Here is a 24,471-nt window from a genome sequence, read left to right on the forward strand (position 1 = left end):
ATCTCACTTGTATAAAAGTAGGTCATCATAGTATATAAATGTTTCGGAAATTTTTAGGTTTGCCTAAAAAATAACTGTACTATGACTTAACATGTGTTATATAACATGTAGTATAAACTAGTATATAAATATTTTGACTAACCAAAAAAAATAAGAAAAAGAGAAAATAAGATTTTCCCTTTATTTTTTAACTTTTACAATTGATTTGATAGTGTCTTTAAGATATGAAATCTTAACTGCGTATTTTTTACCCGCTTTAAGCTTTTTAAGAGCTGATTTTTTAACGGTAACTTTTGCTATTCCTTTTTTATTGGTTTTAGCAGCATATTTTTTACCATTGAGTTTGAATGTAATTTTTTTGTTTTTAATGGCTTTTTTCTTGCTGGTCTTTAATGTTGCTTTTAAAACTAATTTTTTAGCGGATTTTTTAGCTTTGACAGTCTTTTTAGATTTCAATACCTGTTTTACTTTAACATTTTTTGAAATGCCATCTCCATTATAAGTGGCCTTTAACTTATAAGATCCAGGAGTAACTTCCTTAGGAATCACAAATGAAACATAACCGTTGGCATCGGTATATGCAACATAGCTTTTCTTTTTAATAATTATGACTACCTTTTCACCAGACCCTGCAGGATTAGCATAATCATCGTAAACCTGCACCTTAAATGCGGTTCCGTCAAAGTAATCCATTGCAATGTTGCCGACACTGCCGAATCTTGAAACGATATTAATGATTGAGAATGATTCCTCACCGGTAACGGTATTGAGAATGATTAGCTCATGTTTACCAATTGCCAGATTAGAGGTTCCAATTGATAAAATACCATTAGCATCGGTTTTCAAATCATATTTGTTGTTGTCAAGATATACAGTGATATTAGCATTGGCTAAAATTTCATCATTGCCGTATAAGTATGCCATGACCGGTTTTTGAGCATTTAATGTTCTTGTCTCTTCATCCAATATGATTATTGTAGTCAACACTTCAAAAGCACTTACATATTCAGTATCGTTATATACTGTAGTAATGGTATAATTTCCGATGGCTAACAGAGTATCGAATTTCGCTTTTCCGCCCTGAACAGTGGCATTGGCTATGCTTTTGCCCTCTTTGGAAATGATCATTAGAGCCCCTTCAACACCACTGCTGATTTCTAAAGGAGTGACATTGTTGAAATATTTTTTCACACCACTTATATTGTTTGGATTAGAGAAAGTGTATACCTTAATACATGCAGTCCCTATTTTTGAAGATAAATCTTCAGACCCCTTAGCGGTATATACAACGGAATTTCCCTTAACGAAGAATAATCTTGTATCTCCACAGAAAGGAACCAGATTGGTACCCACTTCAATTTCAATTGAAAAATTGTCCTTTTGTGAAATTGAGACATACTTATCCAATTTAATTGTTTGGTAACCTCCATATGAAGATTTTCCTTTTTGAGAGTAAATCAGATTGCCGTTAACATTAACCTTAATGGTGTATGGCACGTTAGCATTATCAAAGTAAGTTCCAACAGCCGCAATCAAGTCATTTCCAAGGGCCTCATAAGTATTGACGTATGAAAGACTGCTGACGCCATCATAAGACATGTATCCCCTTAATCCCGGAATGTCATATTGGTAAAGATTATTATATGACTCCGTATTGTTTATAACATAACCTATAGCGTAATTGGATCTGAGTGGAGCATCATAATATGAAAGATAGAAATATCCTCCATTACCCCATTCGGTTCCCCAACTGTTTTTGCAAATCCATGCGCCATCAGCTGGAGGAGTTATATTGAAATTATCCTTGGAGAATGTATCATTCCATCCGACTATTGTGATGAAATGATTTCCTGCACTCCCATTGTTACAGTATTCCGCATAGGTATTTGGATTATAATATGAGGTTTTTGGGTTTGCACCATTGACGAAGGCAGTCAATGCCCCATATTTGATCAATGCTTCTTTTATCTCAGTGACATTTGCCGGATCGAGTATGACAGCATCAGTGAAATGATAGCTTTCCGGAGTGAATAGCACTAAGGATATCTTTCCAAGCTCGTCGTAAGTGTCATCCACCGTATTGACAACACCCAGCCAGCTTAAAATATAAGCCAAACCACTGTAGATATATCCCCCTTCGGTTAAAGAGTTTCTACCATAATATGAATATCTTAATCCAGAATTTTGAATATTGTTTTCAGAAATGTCCAGTGCAATACCTGTAGCCTTTAAAAATGCTGATTCAAGTGCACCTGTTGTACCGAATGCCCAACATGAACCCATTTGGCCCTGATTTTTAACAGGAGTCACGACATTGAATTTACGCAAATCAAAGTATGAATCACTGACGCTTCCGGTAACATTAATCGGATTTAAAGTGAATTTTTTACCTGTGAAATTCACAACATACGGCATGTATTCATCCTCTAAAATAAAGGTATCCTTTTTTGAACCGTTGCCCAGATCACAGTCTTGGAAATATGACCCTTTTCCAGGGAAATATGAATGTATGAATTCCCCATTATTTATGGATGTGGCGTTGAGGACTTTGAAAGTGGTGTCAAACAAATAAATGGAACCTCCTTCAAATGCCTTGTTGTCTTTGAAATTACATAAAACAATTTCAATATCAGTACTGTAATCTAAAAATAATGCTCCTCCGCGAGATATGGCTTCATCAGCATATTTTCCATAATTATTATGGAAATCAACTCTAAAAGCATAAACGGTTGCATTTGATGCGTATATCGCTCCACCGTTAAAGTCTGCATGATTGCCCATGAACTCAGAGTAGATAACATTCAGATATCCTCCAAGCTGCAATATCGCTCCACCAAATTCAGATGAACAGTTTGTAAATTTGGTTGCATTGATTATGGTGGTTCCTTTTAAATAAGCGCCACTGCCTGCATTAACATCAATGAAAAGCGCCCCACCATTTTTAGTGGATTTTACATTTTCAAATTCACAATTCTGAATAATGAAATTTGACGGGTTTTTAGCAGCAATCGCCCCTCCGGTTGCATTTGCAGATAAATTAACGAATTTGGAATTGTACACATATATCCTGGAATCCAAACCGTACGCAGCAGTTGCATATTTGGAGGTCATGTTAGCAAACACGGTATTGAAAACATTGATTATGGATGAACTTCCATAAATTAAAGACCAGTTGATTGTCTGTCTATTGAAAAATACTCCCTTATTCAGGTTCAATACTCCATCATCCAAGTATATTGCAGACCCTAAAGTCGCCTTATTATCTTTAAATTGGTTATTATTAGCATTAAAAGTACTTTGATAGACATAAACTGCTGCACCCCCATACGGGTCAGAGTTATTTTCAAAAATTACATTATTGGTTGTCAATATGGAATTCACTAGAATTATTGAAGATTCGCCACAATTCTTAATTACCAAATCATTGATTGTTACATTTAAATTGAAAAATTTAAAAACTCCAGCCTTATTATTTCCATCAATAGTGTGATTATTACCGTTAATTGTATAAGACGGGAACGAACTATCTCCGGAAATGTTAATTCTTTTTATTGTATCAGTGCCAGCATTGTAAGTGTAATTCGCTGCAAGGTTTGTTTCTAACTTAGAAGTATCAATATCATTATTTAAATCAGCATAAGTTTTAGCTCCAGCATCAGAAATAACATCCTCATCAGTTACTCCCAAATCTGAATCTGTCTGATTTACATCTTCAGCGCAAACAAACCCCACAGAGAAAATCATAAGCACTAAAAAAATTATACTTATCTTATAAATTTTCAAGTTATCTTCTCCTTAATTTGTTATATTTAGTTTATTAAAAAAACTATATAAAATTTAGTCAAAAGTTAAAAATATGTCGAGAAATCTGCACATCAATGCAGAATATGACTTAAAAAAAATAAAAAGAGGAAAAGTGATTTAAAATCACAGATTTACATTAATCTTCCAACGCCAGTAATTTCAATACTGGCCACACCAGCAATACCTGAAACCATTTCTTCAACAGGTTCAGATCCACCTTCACCGTCATCGGTGATGAAGCTTAATATAATAGCCACTAAACCAAAAGCAATTGGTTCTTCAGCAATTTCGTGGATTTTAGCACCTTCAGGCATTGAACTTTCGATAGTTGCTTTGATAGCTTCTAAATCTTCTTCAGGACTGTCCGGCATGATTTTCATAGTAGTTAATACTTCACCCATTCTAATTCCTCCATTTTATATCTATGGTCCTTCGAAACCACATTCACATTTGTAGCCGTGACCGAAAGTACGGCATTTTTCACATCTTGCAATTTTTGCTCCACATTCCGGACATTCGAATTCAACGAATGTGCCGACCAATGGAATTTCTTGTTTACAACTTATACATTCGACTTTTTCCATTCTAATCACCTGTTATTTGTGTGTAATCGAAGTTATAATCATTTATATTATCGTCTATTAAAGACATAACCCTTTCTGGGAACTTCCCATTCACAACATAACAATCAGTCCCAAACTCTAATAAAAGAGACGGCAACATTACATCAATCGATGACTCTTGAAAAGTCAGTAAGGTTTTTGCATCAATTTTACTTATGAATGTTGAACCTGGCTCTTTCGGTTCTTGGGTATATATACCATTTACATCTGTTACTATTAAAAGCTTTGCATTTAGGATGTGTGAAATGTATGCTGCAATTGAATCTGAAGTGACCTCCCAGCTGCATTCAAAAGGATTCTCTTTGGTTAAAAAATCAGAAACGACAAAAATTGGAGTGAAACCATCATCGGATACTAAATTCACTTCATCTATTGAATATGCCAATCTTGCAGAGTCCACCTTATCGCAGACGAGTTTTGCTATTATGTCCATGCAATCTATAGCTGTCCAATGGCTTGTTTGCTTGGAAAAATTCTTCTGATCATCATATCGGCGAATAAGATTTGCAAACTCTCCTCCGCCCAAAACAATGCAAGAATCTGTGTTTTCCAGTTTGTTTGCCAAATCTATCGCATAATCTGGAAACAGACTTCCCCCAATTTTTACAACCTGTTTTATACCCATAATTTCAACCATGTTTAATTAAAAGTAGCTTTGATTAAATTGATAGTTATACTATAAAAGTTTTAAATCCCCAGTCACTTCATCAAGAATTTCATCTTCATCAGGACCGAGAGCCAAAACCGTAACGCTTGATGTAGGTATCTGGGTTCTTCCGGCATCAACTACAAGATAATTGGCAATGCCCTTCTTATCGGCAATCTTCTTAAGTTCTGTCAACTCCTCCAGAGTCTGAACCTTCAAAACCACCTTGGCATATGCCTCATTTTCCCATTTTCTGATTTTATCTGCAGGTGATTTCTTATAGGCTCCAATTGCACCATGACAACACTGTGCTGCAATTTTTCCTTTGCGCATCTTCAAATCTGTCCTTACAATCATTACCTGTTTCATCTTATCACGATTAAATAATTAAAAAAAATAAAAAAATAATATTAAAAAGCCTTCAGCTTTCAATATTATAATTTAAAGTAAACCAAAACAATAGCTATAGCGACTATTACCGCAGCTATACTCAACACTATGACTAATGCGTTAACTCCAAAACCGTTTGTTTCAGGAGCGGAGACATTAGTATTATTAGTAGTGTTTGTAACGTTATTGGTTGAGTTTGTTACAGTTGCATTTACTGCATCTGTGGTTGAATCGTCTGAAGTGTCCCCAGAACTATAGGTTTGCTGAGGTTGAGAATAGGAACTTGAACCCTGACTATACCCAGAACTGGAACTAGAACTTGAAGAAGAACTTGAACTAGTTGATGATTCAGAAGAATCTGAGGAATCTGAAGAATCAGAACTTTCAGAAGAATCTGAAGTATCAGCAGAAGAATCTGAAGTATCAGAACTGGTTCCATTTGAATCAGCAAATGCCATTCCACATGCAGACATTATTATCACAAATGCCAAAAGCAAAGTTAAGATTTTATTAAATTTCATTCAATCACCAAATTCAAAATGAATTTTATATTTAATATTATTTCAAGTCATTATTTAAATACTATTGTAAAATAATATTCCTGCCAGAAATAATTTTTACAATACTTTAATTAAATAGAAGCGATATAGATATTAATGATTATTATTTTTATGTGATTATAATGAGTCGTATTTCAATTTTAGATAAAGACAGATGTCAGCCTAAAAAATGTGATTATCTTTGTATACATTACTGTCCCGGCGTCAGAATGGATGAAGACACCATAGTAATTGACGAAGATTCAAAAAAACCGCTGATATCTGAAGAGTTATGTGAAGGATGCGGCATCTGTACAAACCGATGCCCGTTTGATGCCATTACGATTATTAATTTGCCCGAAGCTGCAGGCGATCCCATTCATAGATTTGGACAAAACCAATTTGAATTGTTCGGCCTTCCAAACCTGGAAGCCGGCACCGTTTTGGGACTATTGGGTCCTAACAGTATTGGTAAGTCCACAATCATGAACATTCTATCCGGAAGCCTGATTCCGAACTTTGGAGACTATGAAACCAAGCCCGAAAACTGGGATGCAGTGATTGATTACTATAAGGGATCATCCCTTCAAAAATACTTCCAGGATTTATCAGACGGAAATATCAAAACCATCCTAAAGCCGCAAATGGTTGACAAGCTTCCAAAAGTTGTAAAGGGAAAGGTTCGTGATCTGCTTACCAACGTTAATGAACGTGACAAATTGGATTATGTGACCGAGGAACTGCAACTGGAAAACGTTTTGGACAGGAAAATGGAGAATTTGAGTGGTGGAGAACTTCAGAGAGTTGCAATCGCCGCAACTGTCCTGAGGGAAGGAGACTTCTATTACTTTGACGAACCTACCTCCTGGCTTGACGTGTCCCAAAGATTGAATGCCGTAAGAGTTATCCGGTCCCTTGCCGACGAAGGCAAAAGCGTGCTTGTAATCGAACACGATCTTGCTACTCTGGATGCACTGTCCGACAACATCCACATTTTATACGGTTCTCCGGGAGGATACGGTGTAGTGTCAGGAAGAAAAGGAGTTCGTTTAGGTATCAATGCATACATCAACGGATTTTTGGCTGAGGAAAATGTAAGAATCAGAAGAAATCCTATTGAATTTACAATAAGGCCACCGACTCCTGAAGATGAAGGGGATGCACTTGCTTCTTATACTGATTTATCAAAGGAATATGACGGATTCAGCCTGACTGCCGATGCCGGAGAAATATTTTATGATGAAATCGTAACTGCATTTGGGTCAAACGGTATCGGTAAAACAACCTTTGCCAAAATGCTTGCAGGAGTTGAAGAGCCGACAAGCGGAGAGGTCGATGAGGAAGTGACAATCGCCTATAAGCCGCAATATATCGTTTCCAACTTCGAAGGCAGCGTAAGTGACTTCTTATTCATGAATGCCCCTAGCTTCGGATCCAAAATCTTTGAAAGTGAAATCATGAAACCGCTGAGTTTAGATGAAATGCTGGACAAGCCGGTCAAGGGACTGAGTGGTGGAGAACTTCAAAGATTGGCCATTGCCGCAACACTTGCAAAAGATGCCGAAATATATCTTTTTGACGAACCCACAGCATTTTTAGATGTTGAACAAAGATTAATCGCTGCAAGAGTTATCCGAAAAATGGTTGAAAGTCAGAATGCCGCATCACTTATTGTAGACCACGATATCGTCTTTATTGATTACATCTCCGACAGGGCAATGGTATTTAACGGCACACCCGGCCTTAATGGTCACGCATCAAAACCGACCGACCTTCGAAATGCAATGAATGAATTTTTAGGTAATCTAAACATTACATTCAGAAGAGATAAGGAAACAAAAAGGCCAAGAGTTAACAAACTCGACAGCTACAAAGACCGTGAGCAAAAGGAAAAAGGAGAGTATTATTACTTATCCGATTAGATATTCTCCCACCATTTTCCATCACCCCATTATTTAAATTATTACTTTTCATACTGATTTTTACAATTTTGTAATACTTTTTTCCATAATTAAAAAGATTAATATAGTTTTAAAAATATACTGTTAATCAAATTTAACTTAAAAGTGATAAACATGAGTTGTTATAAATATTGGGGAAAACTTGAAGAGATAGCAAACAAACTTTCTAGTTATGGGGACTTAGACAAATACGGTGACTCTGCTTTGGATAATGTAGACATCAATGAGATAATAGACATACTGGATGAAGTTGAAATCATAGCACACGACAAGGAGATTGATTTTGACTCTGCAAAACACATTCTAGATGATGAGAAAATGAATAGGGCACTGAAATTGATTCGCAAATTCTACGTATACATCGGTGCAAGACTTGAAACCGAAAATGCTAAAAAAATTTTGGAATCCGACAATCCCAACGAAACTCTCGATTCATTTCATTTCTACGAGAGATACATCGGATTGATAAATAATGAAAGCCAACTTGTTAAATTTAATGAAAACAAAACTTTCGTCTTTTTAGGAAGTGGCCCTCTGCCATTAACATTGATAATGTTCAATAAGGTCTATGGATGCAAATGTATTGGAATAGAACAGCAAGAAAATGTTGCGGAGTTATCTAGAAAAGTTTTAAAAAGGTTAGGTCTCGAAAATGATATCGAAATCGTGACCGGTGATGAAAATTCAATAGCGGATTTGGAATATGACATCCTGATGGTGGCAGCACTTGCTGAGCCAAAAGAAAGGGTATTTTCAAACATCTGGGAATTTATTGATGAGGACACACCGCTAATATATAGAACATATACTGGAATGAGGGCAATATTATACTCCCCTGTTCTTGAAAAAGACACAAGAGGATTTCACAAAGAAGTTATGGTATTGCCAACAGGAAAAACAAACAACACTTCAGTATTGATTAGAAAAATTATTTAAAAACGAACTTATACTCCTTCAAGTTCGTTTAAAATATATTTTTTTAATATTTCGACTGCTTTCTCACCATCTTCGTCCAATCTTACAGCATCCAAAGGGTTTAAATCATAGGCTTTAACGACTGCATCGGCAGAGATATTTTTAGTTGATTCGACATCCTTCTCATTTAAAATTACCGATGCGCAATCATCTCCACAGCCGGTTATTGTGACTATCCTTGCATCATCCAGGATAGGTGAGCAGTTATTTGGCTGAGCAGAGTACTCTGTAATGCATGCCGCAACAATATTATCATTTTCAAGTGCCAGTTCTACACTAGCCGCACGAACAACCAAGCCAAGCGGACTCAATCCGCTACAGGATACCAAAGCTATTTTATCACTCATTTTTTCACCATTCTTTCATATCTTTTTTTAACCTTATCATAGCCCTTATAAAAGGGACATTTTAAAATGCATTCGTTGCAACCTTCCCTGTGAGCTGTGCAAACTTTCCTTAGGAGTTTTTCATCTTCATCAAATGCATTTTCCGGACATCGTGCAATGCATACTCCGCATGTTGAACAGAAATCACGAACCCATGACATGTCGTTTTCCTTTTTAAACGGCAAATTTTCAATTGATGTATGAATCATGAAAAATCCGACATGAATCCCCTCTTTGAAAAGACACATGTTACTTCGGGTGATTGCACAGTCGTTAGATTGCATTGCAATTGATCTAAGGCTTAAATTATCATCCAAAGGATGAATTAAATCGGCCTGAAATCCATGTTGCCTTAAGAAATCGGCAAATTCATAAACATGAACTCCATAATCCTGAAATTCCTCATCCATTAATTTTCCTTTCTTTTTAGAGGGTTCCATTTTTATTAAGTCTTCACCCATTAAAAACTTGAAAATAATTACATTATCAATATCACTATTTAATTCTTTTTTGAAATCATCGGACAATACCGAATAGCTTATTCCAACAAAATCGTATTTTAAAGCCAAATCAGCCAATCCATTCAACAAATCCTCTGAAATTTCATTTTTCGGATTTTGAGGATTTTCAATTCTATAAAAATTAGGAAGAGGTTTATGATATCTAAACCCCTCAAAAGAAGCATCAATCATTTTCTTAAAGCTTCAACAGCCTTAGGGAACTCTTCACAGAACACTTTAATTTCCTCTGTAGGAATGGAAAAACTGATACGAAGGTATCTGTCTCCAAAGTCTTCAGACGTATATTCCCCTTCTCTTGTAAATAATTTTTTCTCAATCAAGTAGTTTGACATATCTTTCGGATTGATTCCCGCACCGGACAAGTCAATCACCATCATGTTCGCATCAGATGGGTAAACCGGCAGGAACACTCCATCAATCGGCTCAATCATTTCATTGATTAATCTCTGGTTTTCAAAGCAGGTTTGTCTCATGTCTTCAAACCATGCAGGTTTTGATTTGAGGCCCGCAATTGCACCGTACTGTGAAATGATATTGACCCCCAAATCGTTAACAACAGCATTTTTAATGGCATCAACAATTGGTTTTGAGGATATCACTCCACCAATCCTTAATCCTGCCATTCCAAATATTTTTGAAAAGCTGTAAATTGTTAATGTTTGGCCAGGAGCAAAATTTTCAACAAGGAAATGCTCCCTTGCAAAATCCTTGTATGTAACATCATGCAATAAATATAAGTCATTTTCTTTTGCGATTTTGGCGAATTCCTTTAATTCCTCTTCAGTGTATGAGGAACCTAACGGATTCAATGGATCAATCAGTATTACCATGCGGGTATTCTCATCCATGTTTTCTCTCAACAAATCCGGAGTTAGCTTATAGTCGTTTTCATCAAAATAAATTGGAACATACCTTACTTCTCCAGCGAAACGGCTTGCAAAGTCTCCAATGATGAAGTATCCCGGATCTGATAGAATCACATTGTCTTCCGGTTCCAGAAGAGCCTGCATACAGAGGTATAGGGATTCTGTTGCGCCTGAAGTCAACAATACTTCAAGGCCTTCAAAGCCCAAATCGTCTAAAATCAATTGTTTAAGTTCACTGAAACCTTCAGGGGCAGGATATCTACAAAAAGTCTTTTCACGAATAGCGTCAATCATTGCATCGGCTATTGTGTCATCATGCAAATGGTTGGTGTTTTGACCCATCCAAATCATGTCCTTATCCATATACATATCTTCAAAAAAGTCGTTAGCACACTCATATCCTTCCGGAGGTACCCTTTCGGTTTTTTGAAATTTCATTTTCGGGTTTTTAATATCGAAATCCTTTTCCCTCATATTATCACTCAAACAATTCCAAAATAAATATATATTTTTAATTATTAATAAAATTAACCTACTCAATGCCGTTAGAGGTTATTGAAAAAGTAACTTGTCTGCCTTCCGGAATACTTCTATGGCGCATTAAGGTGGCAATTCTCTGATTAATCTCTTCGCCACGTTCCAATTTAACTATGACCTTACTGATGTAGGCTATAATATCGCCGCCAACTGCTTTGACTTCATTGTTGCCCTCATCATCGAAGCGGTTATAAATCTGATTGGTAATAATCACTGCAATGTCATATTTACGTGCAAGGTTGGATAAAAGCTGAATTTGCTTTCTTAACTCTTTGCTTAATTTATATGACTTCATATCATCGACACGGTAAAGCGCAACTGCAGAATCAAGAACGATTAAATCCACTTCATCATAATGTTTTCTAAGCCAAACGTCGATTGATCTTAAATTCTCGCCCTGCTGTATAAAATCGGTCGGTTCAAAAACCATGATGTTATTGGCAACATCTGAAAAATAAGGTCCTGAAATCTGTTTGATTCTGTCAATTGATATTCCTCCTTCACTATCAATATAGATTGCCTTCTTTCCTGTTTTTGCAACATTGACAGCCAATGTCAATGTGACATTACTCTTACCTGAGCTTGGAGCGCCGAATATCTGAGTTACGCATCCTTTTTCAAAACCGCCTTCAAGCAAATCATCAAGTGAAGAATCAGATGGAAGTTTATTATTATCTTCAAAATTAGCCAATACTTTCATAATACATTATTGATTTTTATATGATATAAAAATTTTCAATTATTTCCTTATGATTTTTGGCCCAAAACCGGTCAAATCAATTATGGAAGATGGAGCTGACGAATTTAGATTTCCAACGTCAATTACTAAATCGACTTCACTGTCCAGCTGTTCTAAAATTTCATAGGGATTTGACAAAACCTCATCATCCGATAAATTGGCGCTGGTAGTGGTTATCGGAAAAATGCCGGCCAAGCGACATGCAATCTCACTGTCAGGAACCCTGACTCCAACATTCTTCAAGCCGCCGGTCACATATCTTGGAACGACCTTTCTTTTTTTCAGAATAAATGTATAAGGGCCCGGAAGATAACCTTTAATGGTCTCTTTTTGTGACAAAGACATTTTAGCAACAAGGGAGATGGATTCAATGTCACTGACAAGTATTGACAAGGGTTTGAGAAAACTTCTTTTTTTTATATCAAAAACCTTTCTAACCGCCCCATTATCAAAAATATTGGCCCCCAATCCATAAACAGTATCGGTAGGATATAAAATAACTCCTCCATCTGCCAATACCTTTATAGCTTCATGGATTATTTCTTCATCAATATCATCAATACTTGTTTTTAGAACTTTCATTATAACTTTATATTAGATAAAATCGTTATATATAATTATGCTTCAAAGTCTAAGACCCCTTTTAACAAGAATATTGAATCCGATTGCTAGAAATTTGAATATTAACCCGAATATTGTTACGGTTATCTCTCCATTTGTTGCAGTTATTGCAGCATATGGATTTGCAAACCACTTACTTATTTTGGGATGTGCCGCAATACTGTTTTCCGGACTTCTGGATGTTGTTGACGGTGCTGTTGCAAGATATCATGGCAGATCATCCAAATTTGGAGCCTTTCTTGATTCAACAATGGACCGGTTTGCAGACGCCATTATCTACATTGGAATAATATTCGGAGGATACTGCGACTGGTTTGTCGGGATTTTGGCAATCCATTCTGCAATTACTGTCAGTTATGTTCGTTCACGGGCAGAATCTCAAGGAGCAGAATGCAACATAGGAATTGCTGAAAGAGCAGTTAGAATGATTATTCTAATGATTGGAGCATTAATAGGGCATTTCGCAGGAGATATCTACTTTACCTATGTGATCTACATTTTAGTGATTTTATCCTACTTTACAGTTGCTCAAAGAATCATGTATGTTTGGAGGCAGTTAAAATGACCGAATTGGAAAGTCCGCAAAAGATAGCAAAAGACATTGCAAAATTGGAGAGAAACTTAAATCAGGTATCCCACATAGAGTTTGTTGGAAAGGAAAAAGAAGTCTATGACAGGGCAGTTGATTACTGGAATGATTCAAAATATTATCTTGAAAAAGAGGACATGAGGACTGCATTCGGTTGCATTGAATACAGTCACGGATTATTGGATGCTTTAAGGATGATTCACGAAATCATCTAACTATTTTTGAATTTGTGCAATATTTACACAAGTTGACATTGTCTGCTTCTTTTCTTATTGGAAACATAGCGTATCGCACAATACAATGGTGTTTAAAGAGCCATTTAGTTAAAAAACTCTTTTAAACATAATTATATATAATCTGATGTTAGAAAGTCTATGATGTTTCTGTGTTTCAGTCCGCTGCCGGAGAAGTCCATTTTATCCATGCTTAAAACGTATTTGTCAAAATTATCATTGATTTTTGCAAGTCCTGAAAATTCCCTTTCTATTGTGTTATCGTTTTCCAGTTGGTATGTTACCTGAATGTAGATTTTTTCTTTTTCTCTAGTGCAGACGAAATCAATTTCTTTTTCGTTTATCAATCCTATTTTTACATCATATCCTCTTCTGAGAAGTTCTATGTAGACTATGTTTTCAAGGATTGAGCCCATGTTTTCTATTTCTCCGTATTTTGCCTGGTAGAATCCATGATCGACTAGGAAATGTTTTTCGTTGTGCTTAAGCACTTTTTTTCCTTTTATGTCCTCTCTTGGTACCTGGTGTATGAAGCAGGCATTTTTGGAGTATAGTAGATAGTCGAGTATTGTGTCCTTTGATATTTTTCTTCTTTCATGTTTCATGTATTTGGCGATGTTTCCGGCTGAGAAGTTTTTTCCAAGGTTCATTATTACATAGTCGAGTATGCGGTTTAGCATGTCAGTGTTTCTTATGTTGTGTCTTGTTACGATGTCTTTTAGAAGTATTGTGTTGTATATGTCGCTTAAATAGGAATATTTGTCTTGTGCTGCAACCTGCTGTATTGGGGGCATTCCACCATATTCCACATACTCTTTGAACAGTTCCTCCAAGTCACTTGTGTCTGTTTTTTCTATTTCTTTTTTGTATTTTATGAATTCGGCAAATGAGAATGGGTAGATGTTTATTTGGTAGTATCTGCCTGATATTAGTGTTGCCATTTCACCGGATAATAGTTCTGAGTTGGATCCTGTGATGTAGATGTCGCAGTCAAGGTCGACTCTGCATGCGTTTATGCTTTTTTCCCAGTTTTTGACGTTTTGTATTTCATCAAATAATAGGTAGACTTTGTCTTTTGTGTTTTCAGTCAGGTTCAGTATGCATTCATCGAGCTGTTTGAAGTTTTCTATCTTGTTGTATTTCATGGACTCGAATGAAATCAGGAATATGTTTTCTTCTTTTATTCCACGGGTTTTCAACTCTTCTCGAATGCTTTTTAGGAGGTATGTTTTCCCACTTCTTCTAACGCCAGTTATGATTTTGATAGGTTCCTTATCCATCAGTCTTTCGATTTGGTTTAAGTATAATTCCCTTTTAATCATTTTTCACCGCACAATAATTATATTGAATTTTTGTATTTTAAAATATATAAATTTTGTCGACTACATTCTACAAAAATAATAATTTCCATACAATTGTAGAATACAATCGACAGTATAATTAAAGTTAATATAATTGTCGAATACACTTGACAATATACAAACTCATAACCAAATAATAGATCATACACCCATATTTAAGTAATTTTGCTTATAAATGAAGACAATTCTACAAACCCACACAAATATTGCTTCAAACATGAAAATAAAACAGATATCAAACAGATTTACATAAAACAAGACTTATACTCAATTTGCCAATACAAAATCAAAAAAAAACAAAACCCAATAAAATTATGAAAAACCTGAAAAGCTAAAAGTAATCTATAATCCAAATTCTTTTGGAAACATAGAATATGAAATAGTTAATGAATGGTTTTCCTAATAATTTTTCAAAGAATTTTAAAGTCAATATACTAAAAAAACCATACAAAATATAAATACCTACTAAAAAAGGCCAAATAAATTCCTTAAAAAAATAATTATTTTTTGAAAATATCAATACATTACACTCAATAATATTATTAAATAATTTATATAAAGTTAATTAGATATAAACTTAATATTAATGATTAAAAACTAAAATAAACCCAAAATAATATGAATTTTATTTTGCCCGTATACTATACAAAATATTTACTACTTTTAGCTCTTACAACATAATATTTAATATCAATTCATATAAGGATTATGAATAATATTTTGGTGTTAAAGTGGAAATAATAATATTGTTTATACAAGAACTATGAGTATTTTTACGGCAAATTAAATTAAAAAAATGAATAAAATTTAAAAAAAATTCATCTATTACCATTTGAAACAAAAGACATATCAGTTTAAATTTATAAGATTATGGTATTTTATGCAAATCTGCAATAATTAAATTTTTTCTTATTTTAAGTCCAGTAATTTAATTTCATCAAATAGTTTGAATTCCCCATCAAAACTTACAACATAGTCCAAGTTACAATTTTCATATATTACAACTTCTGAACAATCTATAAATCCCAATTTGAATTTGTTTTTATTATATTTTTCAAAGATTGCAAATACATTATCATTGTACATGTTAATCTCAGATTCATTGATGATTGTGAAATTATCTTTCATATAGTTATATGCTAGTCTAACTAATGAAATATCCTTTGTTTTTTGGCCCAATATGGTTATTACTTCAGATACTATCCCATTTGAGATATAACAATCATTATCTAGAACTTCTTTGTTTTCTATTGCCCTTTGATGTAGAGGATCATTTTTTCTAAATATTGCAATGATGAATGATGAGTCCAATAAAATTTTTTTCATTTGTATAAACTCCTTTTTAGTTCAACAGCATCTCTCGGATCATCATCTTCAATAATTCCCAATACGTCATCCAGACTTACTTTTTTTCTTGGTTTGATTACAATTTCATTATTCTCATTAATAGACCAATCAATGATTGTATCATCAATAGTTAAATCTGTTAGTTTATTACGTACAGCTTTAGGGATAGCTAACTGATAATTTTTATACAATGTTGTTGTTGCAATTATATTGTCCATAATATTCAGACCCCTTTAATTTAATTAATTACTATTATATTTTCAGAGAATATAAAGTTATCTGAAAAATAATAAATTCACTAATCATAACAACATATCAAATTTCAGAATAACAATATAAATCACAAATCACGAAAACATTTTAAAATAGATAATAAGTAAACAATAATTCAATACTATTGGAAACAAAGTATACAAAATTGATATTTACTGAGTTTAAAAGCGATTTATAAGGTTTTTAAGATTTATTTTTATTCAATTATTAAAAATAACAGATTTAAATTCGTTTTAATTAAAAAAATGTATTTTAAAAAGAAAATATTTGACACTTAAAATATTAAACATCACCTACAAATGTTCAGACACCCCCCCCATGTCATCTGCCACTCGGCAAAAAACACTCGATGAATAACTTTATCTTATAACACGAAAAGAAATCAAACCATGAACATACTTATCAAATTTAAAAATTTAGTTATCGAAAGCCTGAAGGACAACAAGAAATTGATAATAGGGCTGGCCATTATATTCATAGTCTCTTTTATCGGAGGATGGGCTTTATCCGGAAGCGCAATGAAATCCGTTGTGGCAAATCTTTCCGCTTCAAATGCAACAGGCGATATGACCTCCCTTACTGCAACCGAACTTTTTGTTGATAATGAATTCGGAGGAATTGTGACCTATTTCGGTTCAGTATTCTTTGCAATCTTTGCAATTGTTTCTTTAGTCTATAATGGACTTAATTTGGGAATGTTTGGGCAGATGTTCGATAACTTGATACCTAATGGAGGCCTTAAGTATATTGTTTATATAATCCCCCATGGAATATTTGAACTTACTGCAACCGTTCTCCAGTCAGCGGCAGGAGTGCTGCTCTTTCTGTTTATCTGGAGGTTCATTAAAGCCTGCATAAGCAGTGAAGTTGAGGGAGTTTCAAACGCCTTTGAAATATCAAAAAAAGCATTGATTCAAAGTATAGTCCTAATGATTTTTTCAACAATCCTACTGCTTATTGCAGCACCGATTGAAGCGTACTTTTCAGTACCGTTTTCAGAGTTTGTTTTAGGATTTTAAAAAAAGAAATGGTAAAATTGAGAGTTATACATCAATTTTACTGTTGATTAATGATTCATCACCGGCAGAGATTATCTCACCATCCAAAACTTCAATAACCCTGTCCGCAAGTTTGGCCACATCCATATCATGAGTTACAATTATCAAAGTAACATTCTTATCTTCGTGCAAATCAATTAGTTGCTTAAGGATTTTACTACTTGTCTTGGAATCCAGTGATCCTGTGGGTTCATCTGCCAATATTATTGATGGGTTGTTTGCAAGCGCACGTGCAATGGCAACTCTCTGACGTTCACCACCTGAGAGTTTTGAAGGCAGCATATCCGCCTTGTCCTTAAGACCGACATCATCCAAAAGCTTCAATGCCTTTGCATGCATCTCTTTTGAAGACAATTTCTGAGTAAACATCGGAATTTCAACATTTTCCCTAACTGAGATGTTTGGAATCAGGTTATGAAGCTGGAAAATGAAACCAATCTTTTCACCCCTGAACTTGTTCAAGCTTTTGGAGCTTTTCAAATCCTCACCTGCAACCATTATGGAACCTGAATCCGGAACGTCTAGTGCACCGAGCATGTTCAGCAATGTTGATTTGCCAGACCCTGAAGGCCCTATGATTGATACGAATTCTCCATCGGCAATTGTGAGGCTTACACCATTCAGTGCCTTGATTTTACCTCCCTCATAGCTTTTATACAAATCTTTAATCTCTACAGCATTCATCATACCACCTCATTCATACCTCAAAGCTTCTGTCGGAGGCAGTTTGACCGCCTTGATTGCGGGATACAATCCTCCGATGATTCCAACCACAATTGCTATTGAAAATGCCTGGATGAAGATTTTAGGAGTAAACAATGGGTCGATACCAATTTGCGGACCCAAAAGGGTGCATGCGGCAAATCCGATAACTGAACCTATAATCGCTGAGACAATGGTAATGACCAGTGATTCACCGACAATCATTCCAAGAATCCTCTTGTTTGACCATCCCACAGCCTTTAAAACTCCAATTTCACGGGTCCTCTCAAAAACTGACATAAGCATCGTGTTGATGATTCCCAATCCCCCAACCACTATAGCCAGAAGTGAAATTGCCCATGTGGATGCCTCAAGCATGTTAAGCATATCTGCCATCTGCTCCATTTCCATGACTGAAGTGATTGTTGTGATGTCGTCACCGTATTTTGCATCGATTCTGTCCGCAACCTCCTGAGCGTCAACGCCCTTTTCGACCTTGACATAGATGTTTGATATTGAATCCTCATCATCCATCAGCTCGCCAACCTTTGATATTGATGTGAACACCCCGCCGGCCATGTTGGAGTCTCCTGATTCATATATTCCTACGATTTCAAAGTCCTCTCCATCGACTGTGATGGTGTCGCCCACCTTATAGTCATTGTCATCGGCATATATTTCACCAAGGATGGCCTCGTTTTCACCATCTTCCATAATTCTACCATCTTTCATTGAAATGTCCGCCAATGCAGTTCCTTCAGGATCGATACCGATCAGCGTATTCATATAATCATCACCGACCGAAGTCAAGACCACATATATCGGGTAAGCTGATTCAACGCCTTCAACCTTTGCAATCTTGTCCGTCCATGATGCATCGATTGTATTTGTTCCATATGCAGAGTCACCGGTTTCCTTTCCAGAAATCTGAAAATCGGCACCTCCTGCATGAATAGTATCTTCAAATGTATTGACTAAACCGTCTGTAATTCCACCAAGAGCAACTATCACTATAATGCCTATTGCAATACCTACGATTGCAAGAACTGCACTTGTCTTTCTCCTGAATGGATTTTTAAGAATGAATTTTAAAAATGACATAATACTAAATAGGTCAAGAGCATATAAATAACTAGTTATGATTGCTGCTGAGATGCAAAAATCCGATGCTGAGATGCATAATGTTAAATCTATTCGTCCCCTTTTAGAGATTCAACCATATTTATTTTCTTGATTTTTCCTGAAAACATTAAGTTTACAAGTATTGACAATGAAAATGTTATTGCAGCAGACAATATTACATTTGTAATGGTCAGTGAAGGCATTATGTATAATGAATCTCCTGAAGACTGCCACATTATTGTCAGAATATATAAACCTAAAGGAATGCCCAGTATAAAACCAATAGCAGTGAACATCAGGTTTTGTGTCATTAACAGTTTTCTTAAATCTTTGCTTTTGAATCCCAATACCTTAAGCGTTGCGATTTCCCTTTCGATTTCTGTAAAAGACAACAGCTGCAAATTATACAGTACAATGATTGCCAAAATACAAGCAAAAAATGTTAATGTGTAAATTACTAGCCACATGGTTTCAGATACCATATCCCAAGCATTTTCAATGTCATCGAGCGAATTGGTGACTTTAAAACCGTCATAAGTTTTATTCACATATTCAGAGGTTATAACACTTGTCGGAGTATAGTTTAAACCCTCTGCCTCCAGCTTATCCGGAGACATGATAAGACCTTGCGATAATGGGTCAGTATGGATTTTATCGATTTTTGTCTCAACCCATTTATTTGAACCCACAATATGCCACTTGACAGTATCCCCAATGCCAACTCCAAGCATATTGGCCATTTTTCGTGAAATAGAAAGCTCATCATCTTTAATTTTTATCTTATTGTGATTGTCGTCTGTTGGCGTTATTAAATCGGTGCCATTAAAAACCAGAACTGATCCCGATTTTTTTATGTCGCCCGATTCAATCTCAATGCGGCCTTCCATTATCTTATGTCCGTTTACTTTGCCGGCCACATCATCAACTATGGATTCCTGTGCATTTTCATCTATTATTAATTTTGAATCGTAATGATTGATTTGACCATATTCCCAATCTTTGACATCATTCAATCCATCATACAAACCAAATGCACCCACTAAAAGAGCAGTACAACCCATAACTCCTATAATGGCCATCACCCCTCTCAGCTTATTCCTTTTGATATCCCTATAATTCCAACGGACATTAAATGATAAGCGTTTCCAAATCGCCAATCTTTCAACGAAACCTGAAGTTGATACCTTAGGAGCCTTGGGCTTTATAGTTTCTGAAGGTTTTTCATTTGAAATGCTTGAAGTGACACGGAGAGAAACTAAAAGAGCAAATAAAATCATAAGTATCACCACAAATGCAAAACTCATATTCCATGACGGATTCCATGAAACCATCGTGTATGATTTAATCATTGCCGGATAGAATAGTCTAGGCAGCATCATTGGCCCCAAAATCAAACCCAGAACAGAACCCGATAGAACTAACCAAAAACCATATGCCAGATAATGGAGAGTTATTGTTATGTTTTTAAATCCATTAGCTTTTAATGTACCAATTTGAGTCCTTTGCTGTGCTATGACCCTTGTCATTGTTGTTAAAAGAATCAGAAGAGAAATTATAACAAATACCACAGGAAAAATGTCAGCCATCATTTTGTGTTTGGTGATTTCCTGTGAAAACTGATACACACTTGGATGGTCCTGCCTTTCAACAAATGAACTGTAATAACCGTTCAAACGATAATCCAACAGTTTACCATAGATATCCGCTTTGCCATCAAATTTGACATTTAATACATTATACGGTACAGTATCTTCAGGAAATGCCTTATAAGACAAGTATGCAAAGCCGAATTTGGTGTGATTTTGACCTACCGAATAAACAGATGAATGATAAACATATTCAGGCGAATATCCTAATCCCCGGATTACCTTTTTGATTTCATATCCTTCACATTCAAATTTGATAGTGTCCCCAACTTCTAGTCCGCTGGCATCGGCGAATCTCTTATCCAGCCAGACCCCATTTGCATCGTTAATGTCCAAGGGCTTTCCTTCCATCAGATAGAATTTGGATATTGTATTGTTTTCAACAAAATGCAGCGTTATTTGAGGGTTATTTTTAAAGTCCGCCGTAGAATCAACGACCAGCTGTCTTTCCATATCTGTGGTTGCGCCTAAAAGTCGTACCTGCTCTAGAAACATATCATTCAGATAAGGCGAATAGACCCATCCATCAGCCAAGTTAGTGTCTTGATAAAAATCCCCTACATTATCCTGAAGACCCACATATTCGCTGGTAATGCCTGAAAAAAGAAAAACTCCTAAAAATGCCATTAAAAAGATGGATATGAATTGAGTCTTATGTTTTAATATATCTCTCATCATCTTTTTTGCAAGCATCTTTTCACCATTCCATAATATTGCCATTACTGGATTATCGTTAATGACAATGATTTCAACTTCTCCGTTTTAAAACATAGATACTATTTTAATTTATATTCATATTATGTATTAACATTAACTATTTGATAATTTTTCACATCCGAAAAACAATTTCAGACAGCTGTTCAAATTTTGATATGTTGAATTAATAATGTTTGTTGAACATCAGCCGTGAGAAAACGGTGAGGTTCAAGTAATTCTTACAAGAATATATAAAGTCTAGATATGACATAAATATTAACCGAATGAAAAAAGGGGCGTTTAAATGCATAAGAAAGTGCTTTTGGAAAATGTTGACAGAATCCATACAACTGAAATGGGAATTGGTAGAATACAGAGAAATTTGGGAATAGATGAAGAGCCGGTAGGCTACTGCATTTCCAAGCTTAAAAAGGAGAATTCCATTGTTGTAAAGGAAGGTAAAAACTATTATGTTGAAGTTGACGGATGCAGAATAACCATTAACTCAAGCAGTTTTACGATAATTACCGCCCACAAATTATAATATTAGTCAACAAAAAGAGAAAATATTTTTAAAAATTAAAAAAAAGAAGAGATTAAAAATCTCTTAAAATCTAATCCATATCTTCAAATCTGGATTCTAATTTTTTCATTACACCAGGAAGTGAAGTGTATTCCATTTCTTCAGCAGGCAATCTGTGAGGTTCGAATGGACCGTGTCTTCTGATGTAAGTTGCGATTTTAGCAGCCTGTTCACGGGTTGGGTCAAATGCAGGGTCATCGAATAAGTCTACAGGACCAATCAATTCACCGTTAGCTACTTGGAATCCTAAACCGACTACTCTAGGTGGTCCGTCGAATCTGATTGGGTTTGCTTCTGCTTCGGATACCGGCATCATTGGACCGTTGTGGGAACCTCTCATCCATCCGCTTACCATGTGTGGGAATGCAAATGGATCTACACATTCACCGTTAGCAGGGAATCCTGATTGTGCTCTTACGATACATACAGGGTCGTCTTTACCTACGTATTCACCGGCCATTAGGTTTAATCTTTCGGTACTTATTGCAGCTGCGATTTCACCGTTTTTCTTCCATACTCTTTTGATTACGTATCTTCCGGTGGAACCGATTAATGCAAGCAAGTCGTACATTTCTTCAGGACAGTTTAAGATAACTTTTCTGTGTTCGATTACATCAAACACTTCAAATTTGAATCCGTCGTGTAGGGATGGGTCGATTACAAGACCTGCAGTGTTGAATGGGTCTGCAAACATTCTGAATACTGGCAAGTTGAATGCACCAGGTTCGGTTTTGTCACAGCAGAACACTAACACAGGGTCAGATGGCCTTTCTTCAAATTCAAATTCTGCTACACCAGGACCCATACCTTTGATGTTTCCGGAGAAGGTATCGGATAACAAGTCCTGACCTGCACCGTACAATTTCAATTCACGTGCTCTTTCAGTAGCTTTCATGAATGCATCGTATGCGGTTTTATGGACTTCTTCGTTTTCTTCACCTTTGTCGTGGGTCATGATTAAGTCTATGTCGTCTCCACAACGGGAGATATAGTAATCTTTTAAGATACCTGCTTCTAAAGCTTCATTTAAGACTTCATCACAAATATCCATTAATTCTGGGTGTGCGACACAGTGTCCGGACACACTTCCAATATCAGCTTTAATTACACTAACTGTAGTTTTCATTTTTATAACCTCGAATTAGTAAATTAATTATTTACTAGACATTTATTATTTTTGATTTGTATACTATTTAATAATTGTTATCATGGGGCACTTTCAAAAATTTTTGCAAATCGCATTATTATAACATGAACAAATTTATAAAAGAAATTACATTGCCCAAAGAGTTGATTTTAGTGAATATAATCGAAAGACCAACTCCTATAAAAATGGAATCCGCATAACGACTGTTGCAATGACATATTGTATGAAAAAAGATGCTGCCATTTAATATAATACATAGATGAAACGCTATATATTGCCTATTCCAATGGTCAGCCCATCATTGCGAAAATGAACATTAAAACCGAATTCCATTGAGAAGGTTTATTCATATGTTGCACTGTTCAATAATCAATATTAGGTTGAAATTTAAAATTTGAAAATTTTAGACCATTTTATTTTATGTTTGGTATCCTGTACTGCTCTATCAGGACTTTTATCTTCCTGAAAATTCTTTTTCATCAATTGTTGTTTGATTTCTGCATCAACACCAGCATCGGATATTTTTTCCAATAGATTCTCTTCATCATGTCTTTCTTCAACCTGAGAGATAATCTCATTTTGAAGTCCGAAAAGAAGATCAATTGCCTGACCGACATCAACGCCTTGTGATTTTAAAATTTCAACCCTTTCAAATTGTTCATCTGTTAATTCAATTTCCATTTTTACCATACTAAAACCTCTATTTATAAGTATATGTATACTCATTAAAATTATTATCTAATCCATAAACAGAAAACTCAATCGAGTTTTCTAATATTTTCAAATGCCTTTTGAACTTCCGCATCCTGATTCATATCTTCACATGCCTGTTTTACCCTTTCCAAATCGGCACGGGTTTCAGGATATCTTGGAACCGCACTGCATCCGCCGTCATCGATTTTTGATATTTCAAAAGTTCCGATTTTTTTGGCAATTTCAGTGATTTCCTCCTTGTCAAGGCCAATCAGAGGAGACAGTATCGGCATGTCCACACCATAACGGGTAGCTAAAATATTGGATAGGGTCTGTGAGGCAACCTGACCGACGCTGCTTCCGTCAACGATTGCATCGGCTCCCAATTTTTGAGCCAGTTTTTCTGCAATCCG

Annotated in this window: 25 protein-coding genes and 1 pseudogene; 6 read left to right on the plus strand and 20 right to left on the minus strand. The window is 35.4% G+C overall.

The features are described 5' to 3' along the window. Nucleotides 1-180 precede the first annotated feature (180 nt). From ACJMLO_RS09345 to ACJMLO_RS09370, 6 genes are all read right to left on the minus strand, one after another. Nucleotides 181-3,744: a C1 family peptidase gene (locus tag ACJMLO_RS09345; protein ID WP_405296145.1), complete on the minus strand. Its 3,564-nt coding sequence runs from the start codon at nucleotides 3,742-3,744 to the stop codon at nucleotides 181-183. 191 nt (nucleotides 3,745-3,935) lie between these two features. Next, entirely contained in the window at nucleotides 3,936-4,205 is a 270-nt protein-coding gene (locus ACJMLO_RS09350; RefSeq protein ID WP_405296147.1) for an elongation factor 1-beta, read from the minus strand. A gap of 21 nt (nucleotides 4,206-4,226) precedes the next feature. Further along, complete coding sequence (locus ACJMLO_RS09355) at nucleotides 4,227-4,388, minus strand: zinc finger domain-containing protein (protein WP_405296149.1); 162 nt, start codon at nucleotides 4,386-4,388, stop codon at nucleotides 4,227-4,229. Between the two features lies 1 nt (nucleotide 4,389). Then, entirely contained in the window at nucleotides 4,390-5,052 is a 663-nt protein-coding gene (locus ACJMLO_RS09360; protein ID WP_405296151.1) for a delta 1-pyrroline-5-carboxylate synthetase, read from the minus strand. Nucleotides 5,053-5,103: 51 nt separating this feature from the next. Further along, nucleotides 5,104-5,442, minus strand: coding sequence for an aminoacyl-tRNA hydrolase (gene pth2, locus ACJMLO_RS09365; protein WP_292602968.1), 339 nt, complete (start codon nucleotides 5,440-5,442; stop codon nucleotides 5,104-5,106). Between the two features lie 65 nt (nucleotides 5,443-5,507). Continuing rightward, nucleotides 5,508-5,984, minus strand: a complete 477-nt coding sequence (locus ACJMLO_RS09370; RefSeq protein ID WP_405296153.1) for a hypothetical protein — start codon at nucleotides 5,982-5,984, stop codon at nucleotides 5,508-5,510. 161 nt (nucleotides 5,985-6,145) lie between these two features. Between ACJMLO_RS09370 and ACJMLO_RS09375 the strand changes: the two genes are divergently transcribed. Next, on the plus strand, nucleotides 6,146-7,924 hold the full coding sequence (locus tag ACJMLO_RS09375) for a ribosome biogenesis/translation initiation ATPase RLI (protein WP_405296155.1): 1,779 nt from the start codon (nucleotides 6,146-6,148) through the stop codon (nucleotides 7,922-7,924). A 153-nt stretch (nucleotides 7,925-8,077) separates the two neighbouring features. Next, entirely contained in the window at nucleotides 8,078-8,899 is an 822-nt protein-coding gene (locus tag ACJMLO_RS09380; protein ID WP_405296157.1) for a nicotianamine synthase family protein, read from the plus strand. Between the two features lie 8 nt (nucleotides 8,900-8,907). Here ACJMLO_RS09380 and ACJMLO_RS09385 read toward each other — a convergent pair whose 3' ends face one another. The 5 genes from ACJMLO_RS09385 to ACJMLO_RS09405 are packed head-to-tail and all read right to left on the minus strand — an operon-like array spanning nucleotide 8,908 to nucleotide 12,569. Next, entirely contained in the window at nucleotides 8,908-9,285 is a 378-nt protein-coding gene (locus ACJMLO_RS09385) for a putative zinc-binding protein (protein WP_405296159.1), read from the minus strand. After that, complete coding sequence (locus tag ACJMLO_RS09390) at nucleotides 9,282-10,016, minus strand: ferredoxin (protein ID WP_405296161.1); 735 nt, start codon at nucleotides 10,014-10,016, stop codon at nucleotides 9,282-9,284. Before ACJMLO_RS09390 ends, ACJMLO_RS09385 begins: the two co-directional genes overlap by 4 nt. Continuing rightward, on the minus strand, nucleotides 10,013-11,185 hold the full coding sequence (locus tag ACJMLO_RS09395; RefSeq protein ID WP_405296163.1) for a pyridoxal phosphate-dependent aminotransferase: 1,173 nt from the start codon (nucleotides 11,183-11,185) through the stop codon (nucleotides 10,013-10,015). Before ACJMLO_RS09395 ends, ACJMLO_RS09390 begins: the two co-directional genes overlap by 4 nt. Before the next feature lie 58 nt (nucleotides 11,186-11,243). Further along, nucleotides 11,244-11,948: a DNA repair and recombination protein RadB gene (gene radB, locus ACJMLO_RS09400; RefSeq protein ID WP_405296165.1), complete on the minus strand. Its 705-nt coding sequence runs from the start codon at nucleotides 11,946-11,948 to the stop codon at nucleotides 11,244-11,246. A gap of 39 nt (nucleotides 11,949-11,987) precedes the next feature. Further along, nucleotides 11,988-12,569 (minus strand): L-threonylcarbamoyladenylate synthase, encoded by a 582-nt coding sequence (locus ACJMLO_RS09405; RefSeq protein ID WP_405296167.1) that lies wholly within the window; start codon nucleotides 12,567-12,569, stop codon nucleotides 11,988-11,990. A gap of 37 nt (nucleotides 12,570-12,606) precedes the next feature. Here ACJMLO_RS09405 and pgsA point away from each other — a divergent pair, with 37 nt between their 5' ends. Further along, nucleotides 12,607-13,173 (plus strand): archaetidylinositol phosphate synthase, encoded by a 567-nt coding sequence (pgsA, locus tag ACJMLO_RS09410; RefSeq protein ID WP_405296169.1) that lies wholly within the window; start codon nucleotides 12,607-12,609, stop codon nucleotides 13,171-13,173. Then, entirely contained in the window at nucleotides 13,170-13,412 is a 243-nt protein-coding gene (locus ACJMLO_RS09415; protein WP_405296171.1) for a DUF357 domain-containing protein, read from the plus strand. The genes pgsA and ACJMLO_RS09415 overlap by 4 nt, the downstream gene beginning before the upstream one ends. A gap of 131 nt (nucleotides 13,413-13,543) precedes the next feature. On the opposite strand, the gene ACJMLO_RS09420 is transcribed toward ACJMLO_RS09415, so the two are convergent. From ACJMLO_RS09420 to ACJMLO_RS09430, 3 genes are all read right to left on the minus strand, one after another. Further along, entirely contained in the window at nucleotides 13,544-14,752 is a 1,209-nt protein-coding gene (locus ACJMLO_RS09420; protein WP_405296173.1) for an ATP-binding protein, read from the minus strand. A 948-nt stretch (nucleotides 14,753-15,700) separates the two neighbouring features. After that, nucleotides 15,701-16,117: a PIN domain-containing protein gene (locus ACJMLO_RS09425; protein ID WP_405296175.1), complete on the minus strand. Its 417-nt coding sequence runs from the start codon at nucleotides 16,115-16,117 to the stop codon at nucleotides 15,701-15,703. Then, the gene (locus ACJMLO_RS09430; protein WP_405296177.1) at nucleotides 16,114-16,356 is read right to left on the minus strand and encodes a hypothetical protein; all 243 of its coding nucleotides are present in this window, start codon (nucleotides 16,354-16,356) and stop codon (nucleotides 16,114-16,116) included. Before ACJMLO_RS09430 ends, ACJMLO_RS09425 begins: the two co-directional genes overlap by 4 nt. Before the next feature lie 444 nt (nucleotides 16,357-16,800). Here ACJMLO_RS09430 and ACJMLO_RS09435 point away from each other — a divergent pair, with 444 nt between their 5' ends. Further along, complete coding sequence (locus ACJMLO_RS09435) at nucleotides 16,801-17,430, plus strand: stage II sporulation protein M (RefSeq protein WP_405296179.1); 630 nt, start codon at nucleotides 16,801-16,803, stop codon at nucleotides 17,428-17,430. A 24-nt stretch (nucleotides 17,431-17,454) separates the two neighbouring features. Here the strand turns inward: ACJMLO_RS09435 and ACJMLO_RS09440 are convergent, their stop codons facing one another. The 3 genes from ACJMLO_RS09440 to ACJMLO_RS09450 form a co-directional block, all read right to left on the minus strand. After that, the gene (locus ACJMLO_RS09440) at nucleotides 17,455-18,156 is read right to left on the minus strand and encodes an ABC transporter ATP-binding protein (RefSeq protein ID WP_405296181.1); all 702 of its coding nucleotides are present in this window, start codon (nucleotides 18,154-18,156) and stop codon (nucleotides 17,455-17,457) included. A 6-nt stretch (nucleotides 18,157-18,162) separates the two neighbouring features. Next, a complete protein-coding gene (locus ACJMLO_RS09445; protein ID WP_405296183.1) occupies nucleotides 18,163-19,272 on the minus strand; it encodes an ABC transporter permease in 1,110 nt (369 codons plus the stop codon). 89 nt (nucleotides 19,273-19,361) lie between these two features. Next, a complete protein-coding gene (locus ACJMLO_RS09450; RefSeq protein ID WP_405296185.1) occupies nucleotides 19,362-21,659 on the minus strand; it encodes an ABC transporter permease in 2,298 nt (765 codons plus the stop codon). 280 nt (nucleotides 21,660-21,939) lie between these two features. On the opposite strand from ACJMLO_RS09450, the gene ACJMLO_RS09455 reads away from it, so the two are divergent. Continuing rightward, nucleotides 21,940-22,179: a DUF3781 domain-containing protein gene (locus ACJMLO_RS09455; RefSeq protein WP_405296187.1), complete on the plus strand. Its 240-nt coding sequence runs from the start codon at nucleotides 21,940-21,942 to the stop codon at nucleotides 22,177-22,179. 70 nt (nucleotides 22,180-22,249) lie between these two features. Here the strand turns inward: ACJMLO_RS09455 and fbp are convergent, their stop codons facing one another. The 3 genes and pseudogenes from fbp to ACJMLO_RS09470 form a co-directional block, all read right to left on the minus strand. Then, a complete protein-coding gene (gene fbp / locus ACJMLO_RS09460; RefSeq protein WP_405296189.1) occupies nucleotides 22,250-23,344 on the minus strand; it encodes a fructose-1,6-bisphosphate aldolase/phosphatase in 1,095 nt (364 codons plus the stop codon). Between the two features lie 408 nt (nucleotides 23,345-23,752). Next, nucleotides 23,753-24,055 carry a hypothetical protein gene (locus ACJMLO_RS09465; protein WP_405296191.1) on the minus strand — a complete coding sequence of 101 codons (303 nt, stop codon included), beginning with the start codon at nucleotides 24,053-24,055 and terminating at the stop codon, nucleotides 23,753-23,755. Between the two features lie 68 nt (nucleotides 24,056-24,123). Continuing rightward, nucleotides 24,124-24,471 (minus strand): annotated as a pseudogene (locus ACJMLO_RS09470) (tRNA 4-thiouridine(8) synthase ThiI); the annotation flags it as partial.

It is taken from the genome of Methanobrevibacter sp. (assembly GCF_045120835.1).
Classification (GTDB): Archaea; Methanobacteriota; Methanobacteria; order Methanobacteriales; family Methanobacteriaceae; genus Methanocatella.

Bases quoted from the DNA above. Each gene is read 5' to 3' on its own strand.
- ACJMLO_RS09440 (WP_405296181.1), bottom strand. From the start codon at position 18,156: ATGATGAATGCTGTAGAGATTAAAGATTTGTATAAAAGCTATGAGGGA.
- ACJMLO_RS09455 (WP_405296187.1), top strand. From the start codon at position 21,940: ATGCATAAGAAAGTGCTTTTGGAAAATGTTGACAGAATCCATACAACT.
- ACJMLO_RS09405 (WP_405296167.1), bottom strand. From the start codon at position 12,569: ATGAAAGTTCTAAAAACAAGTATTGATGATATTGATGAAGAAATAATC.
- ACJMLO_RS09450 (WP_405296185.1), bottom strand. From the start codon at position 21,659: ATGGCAATATTATGGAATGGTGAAAAGATGCTTGCAAAAAAGATGATG.
- pth2 (WP_292602968.1), bottom strand. From the start codon at position 5,442: ATGAAACAGGTAATGATTGTAAGGACAGATTTGAAGATGCGCAAAGGA.
- fbp (WP_405296189.1), bottom strand. From the start codon at position 23,344: ATGAAAACTACAGTTAGTGTAATTAAAGCTGATATTGGAAGTGTGTCC.
- ACJMLO_RS09390 (WP_405296161.1), bottom strand. From the start codon at position 10,016: ATGATTGATGCTTCTTTTGAGGGGTTTAGATATCATAAACCTCTTCCT.
- ACJMLO_RS09415 (WP_405296171.1), top strand. From the start codon at position 13,170: ATGACCGAATTGGAAAGTCCGCAAAAGATAGCAAAAGACATTGCAAAA.
- ACJMLO_RS09345 (WP_405296145.1), bottom strand. From the start codon at position 3,744: ATGATTTTCTCTGTGGGGTTTGTTTGCGCTGAAGATGTAAATCAGACA.
- ACJMLO_RS09420 (WP_405296173.1), bottom strand. From the start codon at position 14,752: ATGATTAAAAGGGAATTATACTTAAACCAAATCGAAAGACTGATGGAT.
- ACJMLO_RS09380 (WP_405296157.1), top strand. From the start codon at position 8,078: ATGAGTTGTTATAAATATTGGGGAAAACTTGAAGAGATAGCAAACAAA.
- ACJMLO_RS09385 (WP_405296159.1), bottom strand. From the start codon at position 9,285: ATGAGTGATAAAATAGCTTTGGTATCCTGTAGCGGATTGAGTCCGCTT.
- ACJMLO_RS09445 (WP_405296183.1), bottom strand. From the start codon at position 19,272: ATGTCATTTTTAAAATTCATTCTTAAAAATCCATTCAGGAGAAAGACA.
- ACJMLO_RS09395 (WP_405296163.1), bottom strand. From the start codon at position 11,185: ATGAGGGAAAAGGATTTCGATATTAAAAACCCGAAAATGAAATTTCAA.
- ACJMLO_RS09430 (WP_405296177.1), bottom strand. From the start codon at position 16,356: ATGGACAATATAATTGCAACAACAACATTGTATAAAAATTATCAGTTA.
- ACJMLO_RS09465 (WP_405296191.1), bottom strand. From the start codon at position 24,055: ATGGTAAAAATGGAAATTGAATTAACAGATGAACAATTTGAAAGGGTT.
- ACJMLO_RS09350 (WP_405296147.1), bottom strand. From the start codon at position 4,205: ATGGGTGAAGTATTAACTACTATGAAAATCATGCCGGACAGTCCTGAA.
- ACJMLO_RS09375 (WP_405296155.1), top strand. From the start codon at position 6,146: ATGAGTCGTATTTCAATTTTAGATAAAGACAGATGTCAGCCTAAAAAA.
- pgsA (WP_405296169.1), top strand. From the start codon at position 12,607: ATGCTTCAAAGTCTAAGACCCCTTTTAACAAGAATATTGAATCCGATT.
- ACJMLO_RS09370 (WP_405296153.1), bottom strand. From the start codon at position 5,984: ATGAAATTTAATAAAATCTTAACTTTGCTTTTGGCATTTGTGATAATA.
- ACJMLO_RS09355 (WP_405296149.1), bottom strand. From the start codon at position 4,388: ATGGAAAAAGTCGAATGTATAAGTTGTAAACAAGAAATTCCATTGGTC.
- ACJMLO_RS09435 (WP_405296179.1), top strand. From the start codon at position 16,801: ATGAACATACTTATCAAATTTAAAAATTTAGTTATCGAAAGCCTGAAG.
- ACJMLO_RS09425 (WP_405296175.1), bottom strand. From the start codon at position 16,117: ATGAAAAAAATTTTATTGGACTCATCATTCATCATTGCAATATTTAGA.
- ACJMLO_RS09360 (WP_405296151.1), bottom strand. From the start codon at position 5,052: ATGGGTATAAAACAGGTTGTAAAAATTGGGGGAAGTCTGTTTCCAGAT.
- radB (WP_405296165.1), bottom strand. From the start codon at position 11,948: ATGAAAGTATTGGCTAATTTTGAAGATAATAATAAACTTCCATCTGAT.